Source organism: Duganella sp. P38 (assembly GCF_050859475.1).
GTDB lineage: Bacteria > Pseudomonadota > Gammaproteobacteria > Burkholderiales > Burkholderiaceae_D > Rugamonas.
Genome location: NZ_CP193936.1, coordinates 3195658 through 3213446, shown reverse-complemented (window position 1 = coordinate 3213446; position 17789 = coordinate 3195658). Strand labels below are relative to the sequence as shown.

Annotated in this window: 12 protein-coding genes and 3 pseudogenes; 8 read left to right on the top strand and 7 right to left on the bottom strand. The window is 62.7% G+C overall.

Annotated features, from left to right (window positions below):
• The first annotated feature begins 145 nt into the window (after positions 1–145).
• The 7 genes and pseudogenes from ACRQ5J_RS14905 (at position 146) to ACRQ5J_RS14875 (ending at position 6026) form a co-directional block, all read left to right on the top strand.
• On the top strand, positions 146–1537 hold the full coding sequence (locus ACRQ5J_RS14905; protein ID WP_432383657.1) for a protein adenylyltransferase SelO: 1392 nt from the start codon (positions 146–148) through the stop codon (positions 1535–1537).
• A gap of 14 nt (positions 1538–1551) precedes the next feature.
• Entirely contained in the window at positions 1552–1950 is a 399-nt protein-coding gene (gene msrB / locus ACRQ5J_RS14900) for a peptide-methionine (R)-S-oxide reductase MsrB (RefSeq protein ID WP_432377671.1), read from the top strand.
• A gap of 27 nt (positions 1951–1977) precedes the next feature.
• Positions 1978–2607, top strand: a complete 630-nt coding sequence (locus ACRQ5J_RS14895; protein ID WP_432377670.1) for a septation protein A — start codon at positions 1978–1980, stop codon at positions 2605–2607.
• Positions 2604–2885: a BolA family protein gene (locus ACRQ5J_RS14890; protein WP_432377669.1), complete on the top strand. Its 282-nt coding sequence runs from the start codon at positions 2604–2606 to the stop codon at positions 2883–2885. Before ACRQ5J_RS14895 ends, ACRQ5J_RS14890 begins: the two co-directional genes overlap by 4 nt.
• 96 nt (positions 2886–2981) lie before the next feature.
• On the top strand, positions 2982–3758 hold the full coding sequence (locus tag ACRQ5J_RS14885; protein WP_432377668.1) for a peptidylprolyl isomerase: 777 nt from the start codon (positions 2982–2984) through the stop codon (positions 3756–3758).
• A gap of 92 nt (positions 3759–3850) precedes the next feature.
• Positions 3851–4626 (top strand): annotated as a pseudogene (locus ACRQ5J_RS14880) (peptidylprolyl isomerase).
• Between the two features lie 272 nt (positions 4627–4898).
• Entirely contained in the window at positions 4899–6026 is a 1128-nt protein-coding gene (locus ACRQ5J_RS14875; protein WP_432377667.1) for an acyltransferase family protein, read from the top strand.
• Between the two features lie 39 nt (positions 6027–6065).
• Here the strand turns inward: ACRQ5J_RS14875 and purL are convergent, their stop codons facing one another.
• Positions 6066–10121: a phosphoribosylformylglycinamidine synthase gene (purL, locus tag ACRQ5J_RS14870; protein WP_432377666.1), complete on the bottom strand. Its 4056-nt coding sequence runs from the start codon at positions 10119–10121 to the stop codon at positions 6066–6068.
• A 225-nt stretch (positions 10122–10346) separates the two neighbouring features.
• Here purL and ACRQ5J_RS14865 point away from each other — a divergent pair, with 225 nt between their 5' ends.
• Positions 10347–11987: a response regulator gene (locus ACRQ5J_RS14865; RefSeq protein WP_432377665.1), complete on the top strand. Its 1641-nt coding sequence runs from the start codon at positions 10347–10349 to the stop codon at positions 11985–11987.
• Here the strand turns inward: ACRQ5J_RS14865 and ACRQ5J_RS14860 are convergent.
• The 6 genes and pseudogenes from ACRQ5J_RS14860 to ACRQ5J_RS14835 all read right to left on the bottom strand — a co-directional run bounded on the left by ACRQ5J_RS14860 (position 11984) and on the right by ACRQ5J_RS14835 (position 17753).
• Complete coding sequence (locus ACRQ5J_RS14860) at positions 11984–12412, bottom strand: TraB/GumN family protein (protein WP_432377664.1); 429 nt, start codon at positions 12410–12412, stop codon at positions 11984–11986. The genes ACRQ5J_RS14865 and ACRQ5J_RS14860 overlap by 4 nt on opposite strands.
• A gap of 107 nt (positions 12413–12519) precedes the next feature.
• Positions 12520–12975 (bottom strand): annotated as a pseudogene (locus ACRQ5J_RS14855) (TraB/GumN family protein); the annotation flags it as partial.
• A gap of 12 nt (positions 12976–12987) precedes the next feature.
• Positions 12988–13128 carry a hypothetical protein gene (locus ACRQ5J_RS14850; protein WP_432377663.1) on the bottom strand — a complete coding sequence of 47 codons (141 nt, stop codon included), beginning with the start codon at positions 13126–13128 and terminating at the stop codon, positions 12988–12990.
• 116 nt (positions 13129–13244) lie between these two features.
• Positions 13245–13895, bottom strand: a complete 651-nt coding sequence (locus ACRQ5J_RS14845) for a Clp protease N-terminal domain-containing protein (protein ID WP_432377662.1) — start codon at positions 13893–13895, stop codon at positions 13245–13247.
• Positions 13896–13908: 13 nt separating this feature from the next.
• Positions 13909–14121: a helix-turn-helix domain-containing protein gene (locus ACRQ5J_RS14840; RefSeq protein ID WP_432377661.1), complete on the bottom strand. Its 213-nt coding sequence runs from the start codon at positions 14119–14121 to the stop codon at positions 13909–13911.
• Between the two features lie 36 nt (positions 14122–14157).
• A pseudogene (locus tag ACRQ5J_RS14835) lies at positions 14158–17753 on the bottom strand (hydantoinase B/oxoprolinase family protein).
• Positions 17754–17789: the final 36 nt, after the last annotated feature.

The following is a 17789-nucleotide window of genomic DNA, read 5'->3' as shown; positions in this document are numbered from 1 at the left end:
CAATGCTTTTCGATGCTGCACCGCCGCATTCGCAGGCTGCGGTAAAATCCGGAACTTAGCTAACCTGGAGTTCATCATTACTGCCGCTAAACTGCCGCTGGACAATTCCTTCGCGTCCCTGCCGCCTGCCTTTTACACCCGCTTGATGCCGACGCCGCTGCCCTCGCCCTACCTGGTCGGTGTCAGCGCGCCGGCGGCGCAACTGATCGGCCTGACGCCGGACGACCTTGCCGCCAGCCTCGACATCCTCATCGGTAACGCCGTGCCCGAACGCGCGCAGCCGTTGGCGGCCGTGTATTCCGGCCACCAGTTCGGCGTGTGGGCCGGCCAGCTGGGCGACGGCCGCGCCATCCTGTTCGGCGACGTTGCCACGGCGGACGGCCCGATCGAGCTGCAATGGAAAGGCGCCGGCCTGACGCCGTACTCGCGCATGGGCGACGGCCGTGCCGTGCTGCGCTCGTCAATCCGCGAATTCCTGTGCTCCGAAGCCATGCACGCGCTCGGCATCCCGACCTCGCGCGCGCTGTCGGTGGCCGGTTCGGACCAGGGCGTGGTGCGCGAAACCGTCGAAACCTCGGCGGTCGTGGTGCGCATGGCGCCCAGCTTCGTGCGTTTCGGCTCGTTCGAGCACTGGTACTACCGCAAGAAAAACGACGAACTGAAAGTGCTGGCCGATTACGTCATCGACCGCTTCTACCCGTCGCTGCGGGCGGCCGCGAATCCCTACGCCGCGCTGCTGGAGGAAGTCACGCGCCGCACGGCGCACATGATCGCGCACTGGCAGGCGGTCGGCTTCATGCATGGCGTGATGAACACCGACAATATGTCCATTCTCGGCCTGACGCTGGACTACGGTCCATATGGCTTCATGGAAGCCTTCGACGCCAACCACATCTGCAACCACACCGACCAGCAGGGCCGCTACTCCTACGCCAACCAGCCGCAGATCGGCCACTGGAACTGCTACGCGCTGGCACAGGCGCTGCTGCCGGTGATCGGCGAGGTGGACGCCACGCAGGCCGCGCTGGACGTCTACCAGCCCGAATTCGCCCGCAAGATCGACGAACTGCTGCACGCCAAGCTGGGCCTGAGCCTGCTGGAAGCGCATGCCGACGACGACCGCGCGCTGTGCGACCAGTTGTTCGCCATTTTGCCGGGCGTCGATTTCACGCAGTTCTTCCGCCGCCTGAGCGGCGTGCGCGCGGCCGACGCCAGCGGCGACGAGCCGCTGCGCGACCTGTTCATCGAACGCGCCGCCTTCGACGCCTGGGCTGAGAGCTACCGTGCGCGCCTGCGCGCCGAAAACAGCGACGATGGCGCCCGCGCGCTTGCGATGAACCGGGTCAACCCCAAATATGTGCTGCGCAATTATCTGGCCCAGGTGGCCATTGAAAAAGCGCAAAATAAGGACTTTTCCGAGGTGGAGCGCCTGCTGGCGGTGTTGCAGCGCCCCTACGACGAACAGCCCGAGCACGAGCACTACGCCGCCTTGCCGCCGGACTGGGCAAGCCACTTAGAGGTAAGCTGTTCTTCTTAAGCGAGAAATAAGCCATGAGCAATAAAGTTGTCAAATCCGACGCCGAATGGCGCGCCCAACTCGATCCGATGGAATATCAGGTTACGCGCCACGCCGCCACCGAACGCGCTTTCACCGGCAAGTTCTGGGATCACCATGAGCACGGGATCTACACCTGCGTATGCTGCAACACGCCGCTGTTCCGTTCCGACACCAAGTTTGATTCCGGCTGCGGCTGGCCGAGCTATTTTGAACCGATCGATCCGGCCAATGTAGTGGAAAAAGTCGACCGTTCCCATGGTATGCTGCGCACCGAAACGATTTGCGGCGTGTGCGACGCCCACCTGGGCCATGTATTCCCGGACGGCCCGCCGCCGACCGGCCTGCGTTATTGCATCAACTCGGCGTCACTGCGCTTCGATCCTGAAGACTGACCCACAAAAAAGACTAATAAAGACATCATGAAATTCCTGTTCGATTGGCTTCCCGTCATCTGCTTCTTCGTCGCCTACAAGTTCGCCGGCATGAACGAGGAATCGGCCCAGCACTTCATCAACACTTATATGAGCGGCGTGGTCTCCGGCGGCTCGGTCACGCCGGACCAGTCGCCCATCGTGCTGGCGACGCTGATCGGCATCCTGGCCACGGTGGCGCAGATCGGCTGGCTCAAGCTGCGCGGCCAGAAGGTCACCGGCACGCTGTGGGTGACGCTGGCGCTGTTCACGGTGTTCGGCGGCCTGACCATCTACCTGCACGATGAGGTGTTCATCAAGTGGAAGCTCAGCATCCTGTACTGGCTGTTCGCGGTCGGGCTGCTGGCCAGCGACCTGCTGTTCAAGAAAAACCTGATGCGCCAGTCGATGCAGGAAATCATCGAATTGCCGGACCTGATCTGGACCCGGCTGAACCTCGCCTGGGCGCTGTTCTTCACCTTTATGGGTGCGCTGAACTGGTATCTGGCGTTTGTCGTGTTCAAAGGCGATACCGACGCCTGGGTCAATTTCAAAACCTTCGGCGTGACCGGCATCATGTTTGTATTTATCGTCGCCCAGACCGTTTATTTGTCGCGTCATATCAAGGACCAGGCATGAACCAGATTCAAGATACCCGCCTGGCCCGCATGCGCGCCGCCTTCGAAGCCAAACTGGCGCCGACCGAACTGGTGCTGGAGGACGACTCCGCCGCCCACGCCGGCCATGCCGGCGCGGCCTCTGGCGGCGGCCACTACAACGTCAGAATTGTTTCGTTACAATTCGAAGGCCTTAAACTCGTCACAAGACATCGACTCGTGTATGATTCTGTGCACGATATGATGCATAAAGAAATTCATGCACTGGCCATTACTGCATTGGCGCCGTCGGAAGTATGATGCAGCCGTGGCCGCTATCGGCTTTTATTAAAAATAATTGAAGACATAGCCGTCCAAGCTAAATTCGCTAAATCTTTCCCCTTACAGGAATTAATAATGACTTTCAAGCCAGCCAAGTTGCTGATTGCACTTCTCGTTGTCGCTGTACCAGCTTTTGCGCAAAACGTTGCCGTTGTTAATGGCAAGGCGATCCCAACCTCGCGCGTCGACGCCGTCGTCAAGCAAGTCGTGGCCCAGGGCCAGCAAGCCGACTCGCCGCAACTGCGTGAACTGATCAAGAAAGACCTGATCAGCCGCGAAGTGCTGGTGCAGGAAGCGGATAAACAGGGTTACGCCAAGAACGCCGACGTCAAGGCGGCGATCGAGAACGCCCGCCAGGCCATCATGGTCAACGCGCTGCTGGGCGACTATGTGAAGAAAAACCCGGTGTCGGACGCCGACATCAAGGCTGAGTACGACAAGTTCGTGGCCCAGGCCGGCGACAAGGAATACCACGTGCGCCACATCCTGCTGGCGACCGAAGCGGAAGCCAACGACGTGATCGCCAAGATCAAGGGCGGCGCCAAGTTCGAAGATCTGGCCAAGCAGTCGAAAGACACCGGCTCGGCAGCCAACGGCGGCGACCTGGACTGGGCCTCGCCTTCGTCGTTCCCGCCAGTGTTCTCGCAAGCCTTCGTAGCCCTGCAAAAAGGTCAGGTGACCGAGAAGCCAGTGCAAACCCCGAACGGCTTCCACGTCATCAAGGTGGACGATATCCGCCAGGCCAAACTGCCGACCCTGGAAGAAGTGAAGCCGCAAGTGGCCGAGTCGCTGGTGCAGAAGAAAGTGCAAGCGTACCAGGAAGAACTGGTAAAGAAAGCAAAAGTGCAGTAATGTTATGAAAGGCGGCGCCCTGCGGGGCGCCGTTTTTGATTCTGCGTAGGTATGATGCACCTTCAGAGTGTAATTTTTAAAGGATTTAAATAATGATGTTGAAGCCAGCCCGCCTGATGTTAGCCCTGATCGCTGTCGTGGCAGCACCAGCTTTCGCTCAGAATGCCGCCACCGTCAACGGTAAAGCGATTCCAGCTGCCAAGGTTGATCAAATGGTCAAACAAGTCGTCGCCCAGGGCCAGCAGCCGGATTCGCCGCAATTGCGCGAAGCGGTTAAAAAGAACTGATCAGCCGTGAAGTGCTGTTGCAGGAAGCCGATAAACAAGGTTATGGCAAAAAGGCCGAAGTAACTTCCGCCATTGATAACGCCCGCCAGAGCATTATTATCAATGCGATGCTGGCTGATTACGTCAAGAAAAATCCGGTAAAAGATGCCGAGATTCAGGCGGAATACGATAAATATAAAGCGGCCATCGGCCCTACCGAATATCACTCGCGTCATATCCTGGTGGCCACCGAACAGGAAGCCAAGGACATTATCGCCAAGCTGAAAGCCGGCGGCAAATTCGAGGAACTGGCCAAGGTATCGAAAGACGGCTCCGCCAACAACGGCGGCGACCTCGGCTGGATGACTCCGGGCAAACTGGTCAAGCCATTCGCGGATGCCATGGTTGCCCTGAAAAAAGGCGAGATCACCCAGACCCCGGTAAAAACCGAGTTCGGCTACCACGTGATCAAACTGGAAGAATCGCGCCCGACCCAGCTGCCGGCGCTGGCTGAAGTGAAAGGCCAGGTCGCTGAGGCGCTGCAACAGCGTCAGATCGCAGCCTACCGCGAAGAACTGCTGAAGAAAGCCAAGATTCAGTAATCCGCGCCGCGGACCTACAAGCGCCTGCTAGCAGGCGCTTTTTTCGCCACCAGCATGCGCTTGAAGTTGGCTTAAATGCGCCAGCATCCAGCTTATTTCGCACCGCTATCGCGCGCCAGGCCAGCCGCGCATAAGGTACATTGTTGTATTTTTGCAAGCAGGGATGGAATTACGTCGATTCGCAACTGCAAGTATTAAAATTTTCATAAAATTGGCAAGTTGCGTTAGCACTGCGCCGTAATTCCTTGATTTCACTGGTACTTTAATTTCTCATGGCAACTAACATTCCTCAAGACAGTATTGGGCCGCTTCTGCCGCCCGCGCCCAAGCAACGCCTGGCGCTGGTCGACATCGCCAAGGGCCTGGGCATCTTCCTCATTGTTATGGGGCACAACGGCACGCTGGTGAAGACCTTTCCGGACTTCTCCGACATGCTGATGTCGTTCCGCCTGCCCTTTTTCTTTTTCGTTTCCGGCGCCATTTTCTCGGTCGGCAAGAAGAGCCTGGGGCGCGTGGCCTACGAGCGCGCGGACGCCTGGCTCAAGCCGACCATGGTGATGATCATCGTCGTCGGCATGCTGAAGATTTTCGCCGGCATGAGTACGGTCGAAGCCATGCTGCTGTCGCTGGTCTACGAGGCCGGCTTCACGATGATGTGGCCGCCACTGTGGTTCCTGCCGCATTTATGGCTGCTGTATGTCTTCTGCACCGCCCTGATCCTGCATGCGCCGCAGGTGCAAGACCGCCCATGGAAGCGCATCATCCTGTTCAGCGTCATGATCGTCGGCGGCGCCCTGCTGGTGCACCAGTTTGAAGATGGCGAAGTGAACCGCGCCTGCAGCATGATCCAGACGGTCAGTCCACTGCTCCTCGAGTGCGGCTTGCCCTTCAGCGCCGATTTGCTGCCGCTGACGGCGGCATATTTCCTGGCCGGCTATTTCTTCTCGAATATGGTCAAAGCGCTGCAAGTGAACTGGCTGCTGCTCGCGCTGAGTCTGGTCGGCATGTGGTTCTTCCAGATGTTTTTCGATGTCGGCCTGGATTTCAATATGCGCCAATATGACCATATGGTGCTGTCCACCGCCCAGGCATTTTGCGGCATTTATCTGATGCTGTGCTTCTGCAAATTGCTGAGTTTATGGCCATTGGCCGTGAAGGTATTTTCTTATTTAGGCCGTGCGAGTTTATTTATTCTGATTTTCCATCCGCCGGTGCAATATAAAATTGTGCACACCCTGCCCCGCTATATTAATTCGGATGCGGTCATCATTATTCTCGCAATGGTCGTGCCTATCGCCTTCGCCATCATCGCATGGGAAATTTGCAAGCGCGTCGATTTCCTGGCGGCGCTGCTGCTGCCCAAGCAGGCAAGAAAGAAAAACCGCGTTGCGGTAGCCTGATAAAAAAAGGCCGACTAATCAGTCGGCCTTTTTTCTTATTTACCCTACAAACTTGCGGGCATTGCGGAACATCCGCATCCACGGCGATTCCTCGCCCCAGGCTGCCGGCGCCCACGAGTGCTGGACGGTGCGGAACACGCGCTCGGCGTGCGGCATCATGACGGTGAAGCGGCCGTCCGGCGTCGTCACCGACGTCAGGCCTTGCGGCGAGCCGTTCGGGTTGTACGGGTAGGCTTCGGTCGCCGCACCCTGGTTGTCGACGAAACGCATCGCGTGCACGGCTTCGCTGATATTGCCGGTCTGCGAGAAGTCGGCATAGCCTTCGCCATGGGCGATGGCGATCGGCGTTTGGGTGCCGGCCATGCCGCTGAAGAAGATCGACGGCGAATCCAGCACTTCCACCATGGCGAAGCGGGCTTCGAATTTCTCCGACTTGTTGGTGGTGAATTTCGGCCACGCATGCGCACCCGGGATCAGCGGTTTCAGGTTGCTCATCATCTGGCAGCCGTTGCAGACGCCCAGGCCGAAGGTGTCGCCACGGGCGAAGAACTTGGCGAACTGGTCCGACAACGCGCTGTTGAACAGAATCGTCTTGGCCCAGCCTTCGCCGGCGCCCAGCACGTCGCCGTAGGAGAAGCCGCCGACGGCGATGATGCCCTGGAAGTCGTCCAGCCTGGCGCGGCCCGAGATCAGGTCGCTCATGTGGACATCGATCGCCGCAAAGCCGGCCTGGTGCATGACGTAGGCGGTTTCGATATGCGAATTGACGCCCTGCTCGCGCAGGATGGCGACGCGTGGACGCACGCCGGTGGCCAGGAACGGCGCGGCGACGTTCTCGCTCGGATCGAAGGTGAGCGTCGGCGTGATGCCTGGGTCCTGTTCGTCCAGCAGGCGGTCGTACTCGGCGTCGGCGCAGGCGGGATTGTCGCGCAGGCGGGCGATGCGCCAGCTGGTTTCGCTCCACAGGCGGTGCAGTTCGACGCGCGGCTTGTTGTAGATGACCTTGGCGTCGCGGGTGAATTCGATGACGCCACGGTCATTGGTCTTGCCGATGATGTGGCTGCAAGCGCCCAGGTTGAACGAGCGCAGCACGTCCATGACCACCGATTTCTCGTCGGCGCGCACCTGGATCACGGCGCCCAGCTCCTCCGAGAACAGCGCGCGCAGCGTCTGCTCGTTGCGGCGCTCGGCGATTTGCGTCGCCCAGTTCTTGGCGTCGCCCTGGTCGGCGCCATGGCCTTCTTCCAAGGTCAGGATGTCGAGGTTGATCGACAGGCCGGCGCGGCCGGCGAAGGCCATTTCGGTCAGCGTACCGTACAGGCCGCCATCCGAACGGTCGTGGTAGGCAAGCAGCTTGCCGTCGGCATTCAGTTGCTGGATGGCAGCGAAGAAGGCTTTGATGTCTTCCGGATTATCGACGTCCGGCACCGAGTTGCCCAGCTGGCCCATGACTTGCGCCAGCGCCGAGGCGCCCAGGCGGTTCTTGCCGCGGCCGAGGTCGATCAGGATGATGGCGGTGTCGCCAACGTCGGTGCGCAGCTGCGGCGTCAGCGACTTGCGCACGTCGTACACCGGCGCGAACGAGGACACGATCAGCGACACCGGCGACAGCACGGCCTTGGACTCGTCGCCGTCCTTCCACGTGGTGCGCATCGACAGCGAATCCTTGCCGACCGGGATCGAGATGCCCAGCGCCGGGCACAGTTCCATGCCGACCGCCTTGACGGTGTGGTACAGCGCGGCGTCCTGGCCAGGCTGGCCGCAGGCCGCCATCCAGTTGGCCGACAGCTTGATGTCTTCGATCGAGCGGATCGGCGCGGCGGCGATGTTCAGCACCGCTTCGGCCACCGCCATGCGGCCCGAGGCGGCGGCGTTGATGACGGCCAGCGGCGTGCGCTCGCCCATGGCCATCGCCTCGCCCTGGTAGCCCTCGAAACTCATGGCCGTCACGGCGCAGTCCGCGACAGGCACCTGCCATGGACCGACCATCTGGTCGCGCACGGACATGCCGCCCACGGTACGGTCGCCGATGGTGATCAGGAACGATTTGTCGCCGACGGTCGGCAGCAGCAGCACGCGCTTGGCGGCTTCCTCCAGGTCCATGCCGGTCAGGTCGATGGCCGGGAAATCGTTCTGCACATGGTGCACGTCGCGCTGCATTTTCGGCGGTTTGCCGAGCAGGACTTCCATCGGCATGTCGACCGGGTTATTGCCCAGTTCAGGGTCGATCAGCTTCAGCTGGCGCTCTTCGGTGGCGGTGCCGACCACGGCGAACAGGCTGCGCTCGCGCTCGCAGATCGACTGGAACAACGGCAGGTCCGCCGGCGAAATCGCCAGCACATAGCGTTCCTGCGACTCGTTGGACCAGATTTCTTTCGGCGCCATGCCGCTCTCTTCCAGCGGAATCTTGCGCAGATCGAAGATCGCGCCGCGCTTGGCGTCGTTGGTGATTTCCGGGAAGGCGTTCGACAGGCCGCCGGCGCCAACGTCGTGGATCGAAATGATCGGGTTGTCCGCACCCAGCTGCCAGCAGGCGTTGATGACTTCCTGCGCGCGGCGTTCCATTTCCGGGTTGCCGCGCTGGACCGAGTCGAAGTCGAGGTCGGCGGTATTGGTGCCGGTCGCCATCGACGAGGCGGCCGAGCCGCCCATGCCGATGCGCATGCCGGGACCGCCCAGCTGCACCAGCAGGCTGCCGACCGGGATGTCGTTCTTGTGCGTGTGCTGCGACGAGATGTTGCCGATACCGCCGGCGATCATGATCGGCTTGTGGTAGCCGAACACGGTGTCGTGCGCGCCGGCGAACTGCTTGCCGATGTTCTGCTCGTAGGTACGGAAGTAACCGCCCAGCACCGGGCGGCCGAATTCATTGCTGAAGGCGGCGCCGCCCAGCGGGCCGTCGATCATGATCTGCAGCGGCGAGGCGATGCGCTCCGGCTTGCCATATGGCTTGCCGCTGTCGCGGTAATCGGCGCCATTCACCGGCGCCGTCACCACGGCGTCGCTTTCCCATGGACGCACGGCGCCCGGCAGCAGCAGGTTGGAGACGGTGAAGCCGGTCAGGCCCGCCTTCGGCTTGGCGCCGCGGCCGGTCGCGCCCTCGTCGCGGATTTCACCGCCGGCGCCGGTCGAGGCGCCCGGGAACGGCGAAATCGCGGTCGGGTGGTTGTGGGTTTCCACCTTCATCAGCGTGTGGGTCAGCTCGGTGACGGGCGCGTATTCGTTGCTGCCTGCCTGCGGGAAGAAGCGCATCACTTCGGCGCCTTCCATGATCGACGAGTTGTCGCTGTAGGCGACCACGGTGCCCTTCGGCTGCAACTGGTGGGTGTTCTTGATCATGCCGAACAGCGATTTCGGCTGGGCGACGCCGTCGATGGTCCAGTCGGCGTTGAAGATCTTGTGGCGGCAATGCTCGGAGTTGGCCTGCGCGAACATCATCAGTTCGACGTCGGTCGGGTTGCGGCCGGCCTTGGTGAAGGCGGCGTCCAGGTACTCCACCTCATCTTCCGACATCGCTAGGCCGAGGTCGACATTGGCCTTGTCCAGCGCGGCCTTGCCGCTGCCGATCACGTCCACCGATTCCAGCGGACGGGCTTGCAGTTCGCGGAACAGGCCGGCGGCGTCTTCCGCCGAGCGCAGCACCGATTCGGTCATGCGGTCGTGCAGCAGCGCCAACACCGCCTGCACTTCCTCGTCGCTCAGCTTCTTCGGCGCGCCGATCGTGCTGCCCAGGATGCCGGTCTTCAGATTGATGCGATACGCCACGCCGCGCTCGACGCGCTTGATGTGCACCATGCCGCAGTTGTGGACGATGTCGGTGGCCTTGGAGGCCCACGGCGAAATCGTGCCGAAGCGCGGGATCACGACGAATTCCTCGGCATGGCCTTCGGTGTTGTCGGCGTGGGCCGGCTCGCCATAGGTCAGCAGGCCTTGCAAGTTCCTGGTGTCGCCGGCCGACAGCGGCGCGCCGGCATCGACGAAGTGGACATAACGCGCCTGGACGGCGGCGACGGACGGCAGCACAGCTTGCAGTTGGTTCAACAGGCGTTGGCTACGGAATGCGGACAGGGCATTGGAGCCCGGCAGAATCAGCATGGTTGGAAGATAGTTGATGCAGCTAGGCTGCGGTTTAAAGGGAATGAGGCACGAGATACTGGTCTTGCAGATTTTCCTTTGCCGACATTATACCCGCTATCAGCGTTGCTATATAGTGCTTCCGCCGCGTAAAAGCTGGCACGGAAGCAACATTTAGCACTGAAAGTAAGGTATTTTCATTTGCCTTGGAGTATGCTGTGCGAATCTTAGCTTGGATGGTGAACAATGGCAGAATATAGCGACTTGTCGGTGCTGATCGTCGACCCGAATCCGGGCATGCGCGGCAACCTGCACAATATGCTGAGCCAGTCATCGATCACCCGGATCGAGTACGCGGTCAGTTCCGGCACGGCGATCCGCCAGCTCGCCAAGAAGCCGTTCGACCTGATTTTGTGCGAATACGACCTGGGCAACGGCAGCGGCGACGCCAACGGCCAGGACGGCCAGCAACTGCTGGAAGACCTGCGCCACCACAAGCTGATCTCGCCGTGGACCATCTTCATCATGCTGACCTCGGAAGGCGAGTACGGCAAGGTAATCGGCGCGGCCGAGCTGACGCCGACCGATTACGTGCTGAAGCCGTTCACCGTCGACGCCCTGCTCCAGCGCATCCACCGCGCGGTGGACCGCCGCGCGCTGTTCATGCCGGTCTATCAAATCATCGAAATGGGCAATGTGCGCAAGGCGATCGCTGAATGCCAGGTGGCGCAGGACAAGAATCCGCGCTATGCCGTCGACTTCGCCCGGCTGCGCGCCGAGCTGCTGTTCTCGATCGACGATTTGGTCGAGGCCGAGCAGGTCTACCTGTGGATACTGATGACGCGGCCCATCGCCTGGGCCCACCTCGGGCTGGCGCGCTGCCGCTACGGCCTGCGCAAATTCGACGAGGCGCAGGAAACGCTGCAACATTTGCTGGAACAGAGTCCGCGCTACATGGCCGCATACGACTTGCTGGCGCGCACCCACGAGGCGCTGGGCCGGCAGGAGTCCGCCAAGAAGATACTGGAAGACGCAGTGCAGATTTCGCCGCACATGGTGCGCCGGCTGCGCCATCTGGGCGAGGTGGCGTTTGAGACGGGCGACGTCGGCGTTGCCGAAAAGGCCTTCAAGCAAGTCGTCGCCAAGGCCAAGTATTCCGAATTCCGCGATCCGGAAGACCACGTCAAGCTGGTCAAGACGCTGGTGAAGAAAGGCGACGCCAACCAGGCCAGCGGCGTCATCCGCGACATGGAACGCTCGCTGCGCAGCGGCCCGAACGTGGACGTGTGCCGCGCTTTCGCCGCCGGCCTGGTGCAGGAGATGGCCGGCAATATGACGGCCGCCGCCACCGAACTGAATAACGCCGTCAACGCGGTTGCCAGCAGCCGGGGCCTGTCGACCAGCCTGAAGCTGGGGCTGGTGCAAAGTTGTCTCAACGTCAAAATGGATCAACAGGCGTCGGATTTGATGCTGAACCTGATGAACGACACCGACAGCGGCGTCTCGATGGACGACGCGGTGGACGTGTTTGAAAAAGCCGGCCGCCACGACCTGGCGCAAGGCATGGGCGAGCAGATCAAGATTCAGGTCGACGAGCTACTGGCCCATGCCAGCGACCAGCGCCTGCACGGCGACCTGCGGGCGGCGGTCGATACGCTCAACGCCGGCCTGCGCAAGGCGCCGGGCAATATGGCGCTGCTGCCGGCGGCCACGTCGGCCATCCTCAAGCAGCTGGACGATCTGGGCTGGGAGGCGCCGCTGGCGGAGCAATGCCTGTTCCTGCTGGAACGCATGCGCCGCCTCGATCCGGCGCACCCGTCGCTGGAGGCGCTGACGGCGCAGTATCATCACACCCAGCGCAAGTACGGTATTTCCGCCACCGCTTAATCCGGGCTGGTCACCTCGTAACCCCTGGCTTTCAGAAGGTTGAGGTAGTTGTCCTCGCCAACGATGTTGGCCAGGTTGAGCATCGCAAAGCTGGTGGTGTTGCCGTCGATGGCTTTTTCGGCCGCATTCAGCCAGGCGCTGCGGACGCGCTCCTTGACGTTTTGCAGCTCCGGATGCTTCTTGACGAATTCGGCGTTGAGCATGGCGTCGTCGCAAGCGCCCTTCTGGTCCGGATAGCTGAGTTTCTGGATCGCCTCGATATCGCCTTTGGCCCAGGCGTTGGCGCGCACGCGCATGGCGTCGAGATCGGCCTCAAGCCGGTCCAGCGTCTGGCTGAAGCAGGCGGTATCGGCGATTTGCGCCTTCTTGAATTCGCCCAGTGCCTGGCGGGCATTGCTGGTATCGAGCTGGATGCCGGTTTCCACCACCGCGATTTGATGCTGCTTGACCAGGCCGCCGATTTTTTATAGATGTCGGAAGCGCCGGTCAGGCCGGATTGCTTGAGGCCGGCGTCATACAGCTTCTGCGCGGCGAACAGCGGCCGCTCGCGTTCGATGCCGTTGTTCTTGCCCAGGTATTTGGCTTTCAGCGGCGCCCAACGGGCGTACAGGTCGGCTGGCAGCACGTCGTGCAGCGTGGCGCCGTCGGGATTCTTCTCCACGCCGATCAGCGACGGCAACATCGTCAAGCCTCTGAAGAAGCCAACGCTGAAGTGCGCGCGCGGCTGCGTCAGATACTGCTGCGACTGGGCCAGGATGGCCTCCACCTGCTGCGAGCGCCATTCCATCTTCTCCGGCAGCGGCGAATAGGTGCCGAACACCCACAGCACATGGTCGCCCTTGCTGACTTTCCACAGGCCGGGACCGGGGCGCTGCCCGACCAGCAGCACGGTTTCCGTTTCCGCAGCCGGTGCTGGCTGCTCCTCCTGTGCGATTGCGGCGGTCAATGGCAATACCAGGCACAGCGTGGGCAGCAAGCGTTTCAGCATCGGGGGCCTTGTTTAGAAAGTGATGGCGCCGCTGGCAAAGCAGCGGCTGATGACGTACCAGGAGACGAAATACAAACCGCAAAGCAGGAAAGCGGACAAGATGGCGGCGCGCGGCGAGCTGCGGGACTGGATCATCCTCAGTAATGTGCGCATGGTGATACTCCTCTTGCCTGTCTAAAATTCAACTGTACGTTGCCCGACGAGCATGGGACAAGCCCCGAATGGGAGGTGGCGGATTCCAGTACCAGGGGTATCGCCTGGCGGGCTCGTCAGGCGGGCATGGCGGCGCGCAGCTCGACTTCGGCCGCACGGCCCAACGCTTGCGGATCGATGCCGATGGCCCTGAAGGCACGGCCGGCTGTGCTGTGGGCCATGGTCGCGGCGGCCAGCAACACGTGCGCGCCACACAGCGGGGCCGGCAGCCGGCGCTGCAACTCCGGCAGGCTTTGCAGCAACGCCTGGCCGGACGGCTGGGCATCGAACAGAACCGATGGCGCCAGCCCGGTCCCCGCCGCTGCGGCCGACACACCAGCCGCGTCCGGTGCGCGGTCTGTGTCCGATGCGCGGGCGGCATGCAATGCGGCTGCGGGGACATCCCCTTGACCGCTGCCCTCGGCCGACGGGCGGCCTGTGTCGGCGACTGGTGCACCCGGCATACCGTCCACGGCAGCAGCGATCCCCATGGCGTTGAGGGCAACAGTGTGGCGATTGGCCAGCGCCGCGCGGTAGGCTTCGGGATCGACGCCGACACGCGCGAACGCGCGGCGCGCGCTGCCGTCCGGCAGATCGCGCGCCGCCAGCATGTAATGCTCCGCGCCCGGATGGCGCTGCCCCTCCGCCAATGCGCGCCGCTCGGCGTCCAGCGACAGGGCCATGATCGTGCGCGCGTCTTTCCAGCGCTGCCTGAGCTTTGCAAACATCGAGATCCTCCGCTTAGTTGCGCGCCATGCTGGCCGCATGCTTTTTGTGGGCAGCCTGCCTGGTCACGCCAAGCGCCTCGGCGATCTGCGCCCAGGTCCAGCCGTCGTCCAGCGCCTTCCGGACAGCATTGCGCTCGACCTGGTCGGCCAGCTCGCGCAAGGCCAGCGCCGCCGCCATGGCGTCGCCGGGTTCGTCGGGAATCCTGATGGGATGGAGAGCGCTCATGCGTCAACTTTAGTTGACGCACCAGCGCATGTCAACCTAAGTTGACGAGCCGAAGCCGCCGCCGCCCGGCGTCTCAATGATGAACACATCGCCCGGCTGCATCGCCGTCTTGCCGATGTGACCCAACAGCTCGACCGCGCCATCCGCCCGCAGCACGCTGTTGCGGCCCAGCGCCCCCGGCGCGCCGCCGGCCATGCCGAACGGCGCGTGAATACGGTTGTTGGACAGGATCGCCGCCGTCATCGGCTCCAGGAAGCGCACCTTGCGCACGCCGCCATTGCCGCCGTGCCAGCGCCCCGCCCCGCCGCTGCCGGCGCGGATTTCGTAGCTCTCCAGCCGTACCGGGAAGCGGAACTCAAGGATTTCGGGATCGGTCAGGCGCGAATTGGTCATATTGGTCTGCACCACCGAGGCGCCATCGAAACCCTCGCCCGCGCCGGAGCCGCCGCTGATGGTTTCGTAATACTGATACTTCGCGTTGCCGAAGGTGAAGTTATTCATCGTCCCCTGCGCCGCCGCCATCACGCCCAGCGCGCCGTACAGCGCATTGGTGATGCAGGTCGACGTCTCCACATTGCCCGAGACAACCGACGCCGGATAGCGCGGATTGAGCATCGAACCTGGCGGAATCAGCACCTTCAGCGGCTTGAGACAGCCCGCGTTCAGCGGAATCTCATCATCCACCAGCGTGCGGAACACGTACAAAACCGCCGCCATGCACACCGCCGATGGCGCGTTGAAGTTGTTATCGAGCTGCGCGGAAGTGCCGGTGAAATCGATCTCCGCGCTGCGCGCAGCCCGGTCGACCCGCACCGCCACCTGAATCTGCGCGCCGTTATCGAGCGGCAGCGTGAACGCGCCATCCTTCAACGCGCTGATGACGCGGCGCACTGCCTCCTCGGCGTTATCCTGCACATGGCCCATGTAAGCGCGCACCACATCGAGGCCGAAATGCGCCACCATCTTGTGCAACTCGTCCACGCCTTTCTGATTTGCAGCGATTTGCGCGCGCAGGTCGGCCAGATTCTGGTCGGGATTGCGCGCCGGGTACTGCGCGCCAGCCAGCAAGGCGCGCGTTTCGGCCTCGCGCAACTGGCCGCCATCCACCAGCTTGAAGTTATTGATTAACACGCCCTCCTCTTCGATGACGCGCGAATCCGGCGGCATCGAGCCCGGCGTGGTGCCGCCGATGTCCGCATGGTGGCCGCGCGAGCCGACGTAGAACAGGATCTGCGTGCCCGCCTCGTCGAACACCGGCGTAATCACCGTGACATCCGGCAGGTGCGTGCCGCCGTTGTACGGATCGTTAAGCATGAACACGTCGCCGGCGCGCATGCGGCCGGCGTTCTCGCGCATCACCGTCTTGATGCTTTCGCCCATGGAGCCGAGATGGACCGGCATGTGCGGCGCGTTGGCGATCAAATTGCCGTCCGTATCGAAGATGGCGCAGCTGAAGTCCAGCCGTTCCTTGATGTTGACCGAGTACGCGGTGTTTTGCAGCCGCAGCCCCATTTGCTCGGCGATCGACATGAACAGGTTGTTGAAAATTTCCAGCATCACCGGATCGGCGGTGGTGCCAATCGCGCGGCGCTCCGGCAAGGCCGCCACCCGCTTCAGCACAAGGTGGTCGTGCAGCGACACTTCCGCCTGCCAGCCCGCTTCCACGATTGTGGTGGCGTTGGACTCGGCGATGATGGCAGGGCCTTTGATAATGTCGCCAATGCGCGTGTCGGCGCGCTGATAGAGACTGGTCTGGCGCCATTTGCCGCCGCTGTACATGGGCACCACCGCGTGCGGCATCAGCCCGGAGACGCGACGCGGCGCCGGCTCCACCGTCTCGGCCGGCGCATCGGACTTGCCGACCGCCTCCACCGACACCGCTTCCACAATCAGCGCGCGCGCTGCATCAGGAAGGAATAGCGCTTGCGGTACGCCGCCTCGAACTGCAGCCGCATCGACTCGACCGTATCGAACAGCACGATCAGGGCGGTATCCGTGCCCTCATAGCGCAGGTGCACGCGGCGGATCAGCGCAATGCGCGCGTCCTCCACCTGCTGATCGTGCAGGTCGGCGCGCGCCTGCTGGCCCAGCGCGTGCAGGCGCGCTTCCAGCTCGCCATGGCTGTCGTCATCAAGGCGCGCTTCGACGGCCGCTTCGCGCATCGCCGTCTGATCGGCCAGCCCCATGCCGTAGGCTGACATCACGCCAGCGAGCGAATGCACGAATACCGTCTTCATGCCCAGCGCATCGGCCACCAGGCAGGCGTGCTGGCCGCCGGCGCCGCCGAAACTGGTCAGCGCGTACTCGGTCACATCATGGCCGCGCTGCACGGAAATCTGCTTGATGGCGTTGGCCATATTGCCGACGGCGATATCGAGGAAGCCCTCCGCCACCTGCTCCGGCGTGGTTTCCGCGCCGGTGGCAGCGGCGATATCGGCCGCCATCGCGGTAAAGCGCTCGCGCACGGCGGCGGCGTCGAGCGGCTGTTTGCCGTCCACGCCGAACAGCTGCGGGAAATGCTGCGGCTGAATTTTACCCAGCATGACGTTACAGTCGGTCACCGCCAGCGGTCCGCCGCGACGATAGCTGGCCGGGCCGGGATTGGCGCCGGCGCTGTCCGGGCCGACGCGATAACGGCTGCCGTCGAAATGCAGGATCGAACCGCCGCCGGCGGCCACGGTGTGAATGCTCATCATCGGCGCGCGCATGCGCACGCCGGCCACCTGCGTCTCGAACACGCGCTCGAATTCGCCCGAGTAATGCGACACATCGGTCGACGTGCCGCCCATGTCGAAGCCGATCACCTTGTCGAAACCGGCCAGTTTGGAAGCGCGCACCATGCCGACGATGCCGCCGGCCGGGCCGCTCAGGATCGAGTCCTTGCCCTGGAACGCGCGGGCGTCGGTCAGGCCGCCGTTCGACTGCATGAATTGCAGGTTCACGCCCGGCAGCTCGCCAGCCACCTGGTCGACATAGCGGCGCAGGATCGGCGACAGGTAGGCGTCGACCACGGTGGTATCGCCACGCGCCACCAGCTTCATCATCGGGCTGATCTCGTGCGAGACGGACACCTGCGTAAAACCGATTTCCAGCGCCAGATCGGCCACGCGGGTCTCGTGCACATGGTAGCGGTAGCCATGCATGAACACCACCGCCAGCGAGCGCAGGCCCTGGTCGTAAGCCTGTTGCAGGCCGGCGCGCGCGGCCTCCAGATCCAGTTCGGTCACCACCTCGCCATGGGCGCCCATGCGCTCATCGATCTCGATCACATGCTGGTACAGCAGCTCTGGCAGCAGGATGCGGCGGTCGAACAGGCGGGGACGGTTCTGGTAAGCGATGCGCAGCGCGTCGCGGAAACCCCGCGTGATGGCCAGCGCGGTCGGCTCGCCCTTGCGCTCCAGCAGCGCGTTGGTGGCCACCGTGGTGCCCATCTTGACGGCGCCGATCTGCGCCACCGGGACCGGCCGCCCCTTGGCCACGCCCATCAGCTGACGGATGCCGGCGATGGCGGCATCGGCATAATGCTCGGGATTCTCGGACAGCAGCTTGAGCGTGCGCAGCCGGCCGTCGGGCGCGCGCGCCACGATATCGGTGAACGTGCCGCCCCGGTCTATCCAGAATTGCCAATCCATGCATGCCTCGCTAAGCTATGAAGCGTCTATTGTAGT

What these genes read in the sequence shown, in the direction of transcription:
- ACRQ5J_RS14895 (WP_432377670.1), top strand. Translation starts at nt 1,978, where the DNA reads ATGAAATTCCTGTTCGATTGGCTTCCCGTCATCTGCTTCTTCGTCGCC.
- ACRQ5J_RS14905 (WP_432383657.1), top strand. Translation starts at nt 146, where the DNA reads ATGCCGACGCCGCTGCCCTCGCCCTACCTGGTCGGTGTCAGCGCGCCG.
- ACRQ5J_RS14875 (WP_432377667.1), top strand. Translation starts at nt 4,899, where the DNA reads ATGGCAACTAACATTCCTCAAGACAGTATTGGGCCGCTTCTGCCGCCC.
- msrB (WP_432377671.1), top strand. Translation starts at nt 1,552, where the DNA reads ATGAGCAATAAAGTTGTCAAATCCGACGCCGAATGGCGCGCCCAACTC.
- ACRQ5J_RS14885 (WP_432377668.1), top strand. Translation starts at nt 2,982, where the DNA reads ATGACTTTCAAGCCAGCCAAGTTGCTGATTGCACTTCTCGTTGTCGCT.
- purL (WP_432377666.1), bottom strand. Translation starts at nt 10,121, where the DNA reads ATGCTGATTCTGCCGGGCTCCAATGCCCTGTCCGCATTCCGTAGCCAA.
- ACRQ5J_RS14850 (WP_432377663.1), bottom strand. Translation starts at nt 13,128, where the DNA reads ATGCGCACATTACTGAGGATGATCCAGTCCCGCAGCTCGCCGCGCGCC.
- ACRQ5J_RS14865 (WP_432377665.1), top strand. Translation starts at nt 10,347, where the DNA reads ATGGCAGAATATAGCGACTTGTCGGTGCTGATCGTCGACCCGAATCCG.
- ACRQ5J_RS14845 (WP_432377662.1), bottom strand. Translation starts at nt 13,895, where the DNA reads ATGTTTGCAAAGCTCAGGCAGCGCTGGAAAGACGCGCGCACGATCATG.
- ACRQ5J_RS14890 (WP_432377669.1), top strand. Translation starts at nt 2,604, where the DNA reads ATGAACCAGATTCAAGATACCCGCCTGGCCCGCATGCGCGCCGCCTTC.
- ACRQ5J_RS14840 (WP_432377661.1), bottom strand. Translation starts at nt 14,121, where the DNA reads ATGAGCGCTCTCCATCCCATCAGGATTCCCGACGAACCCGGCGACGCC.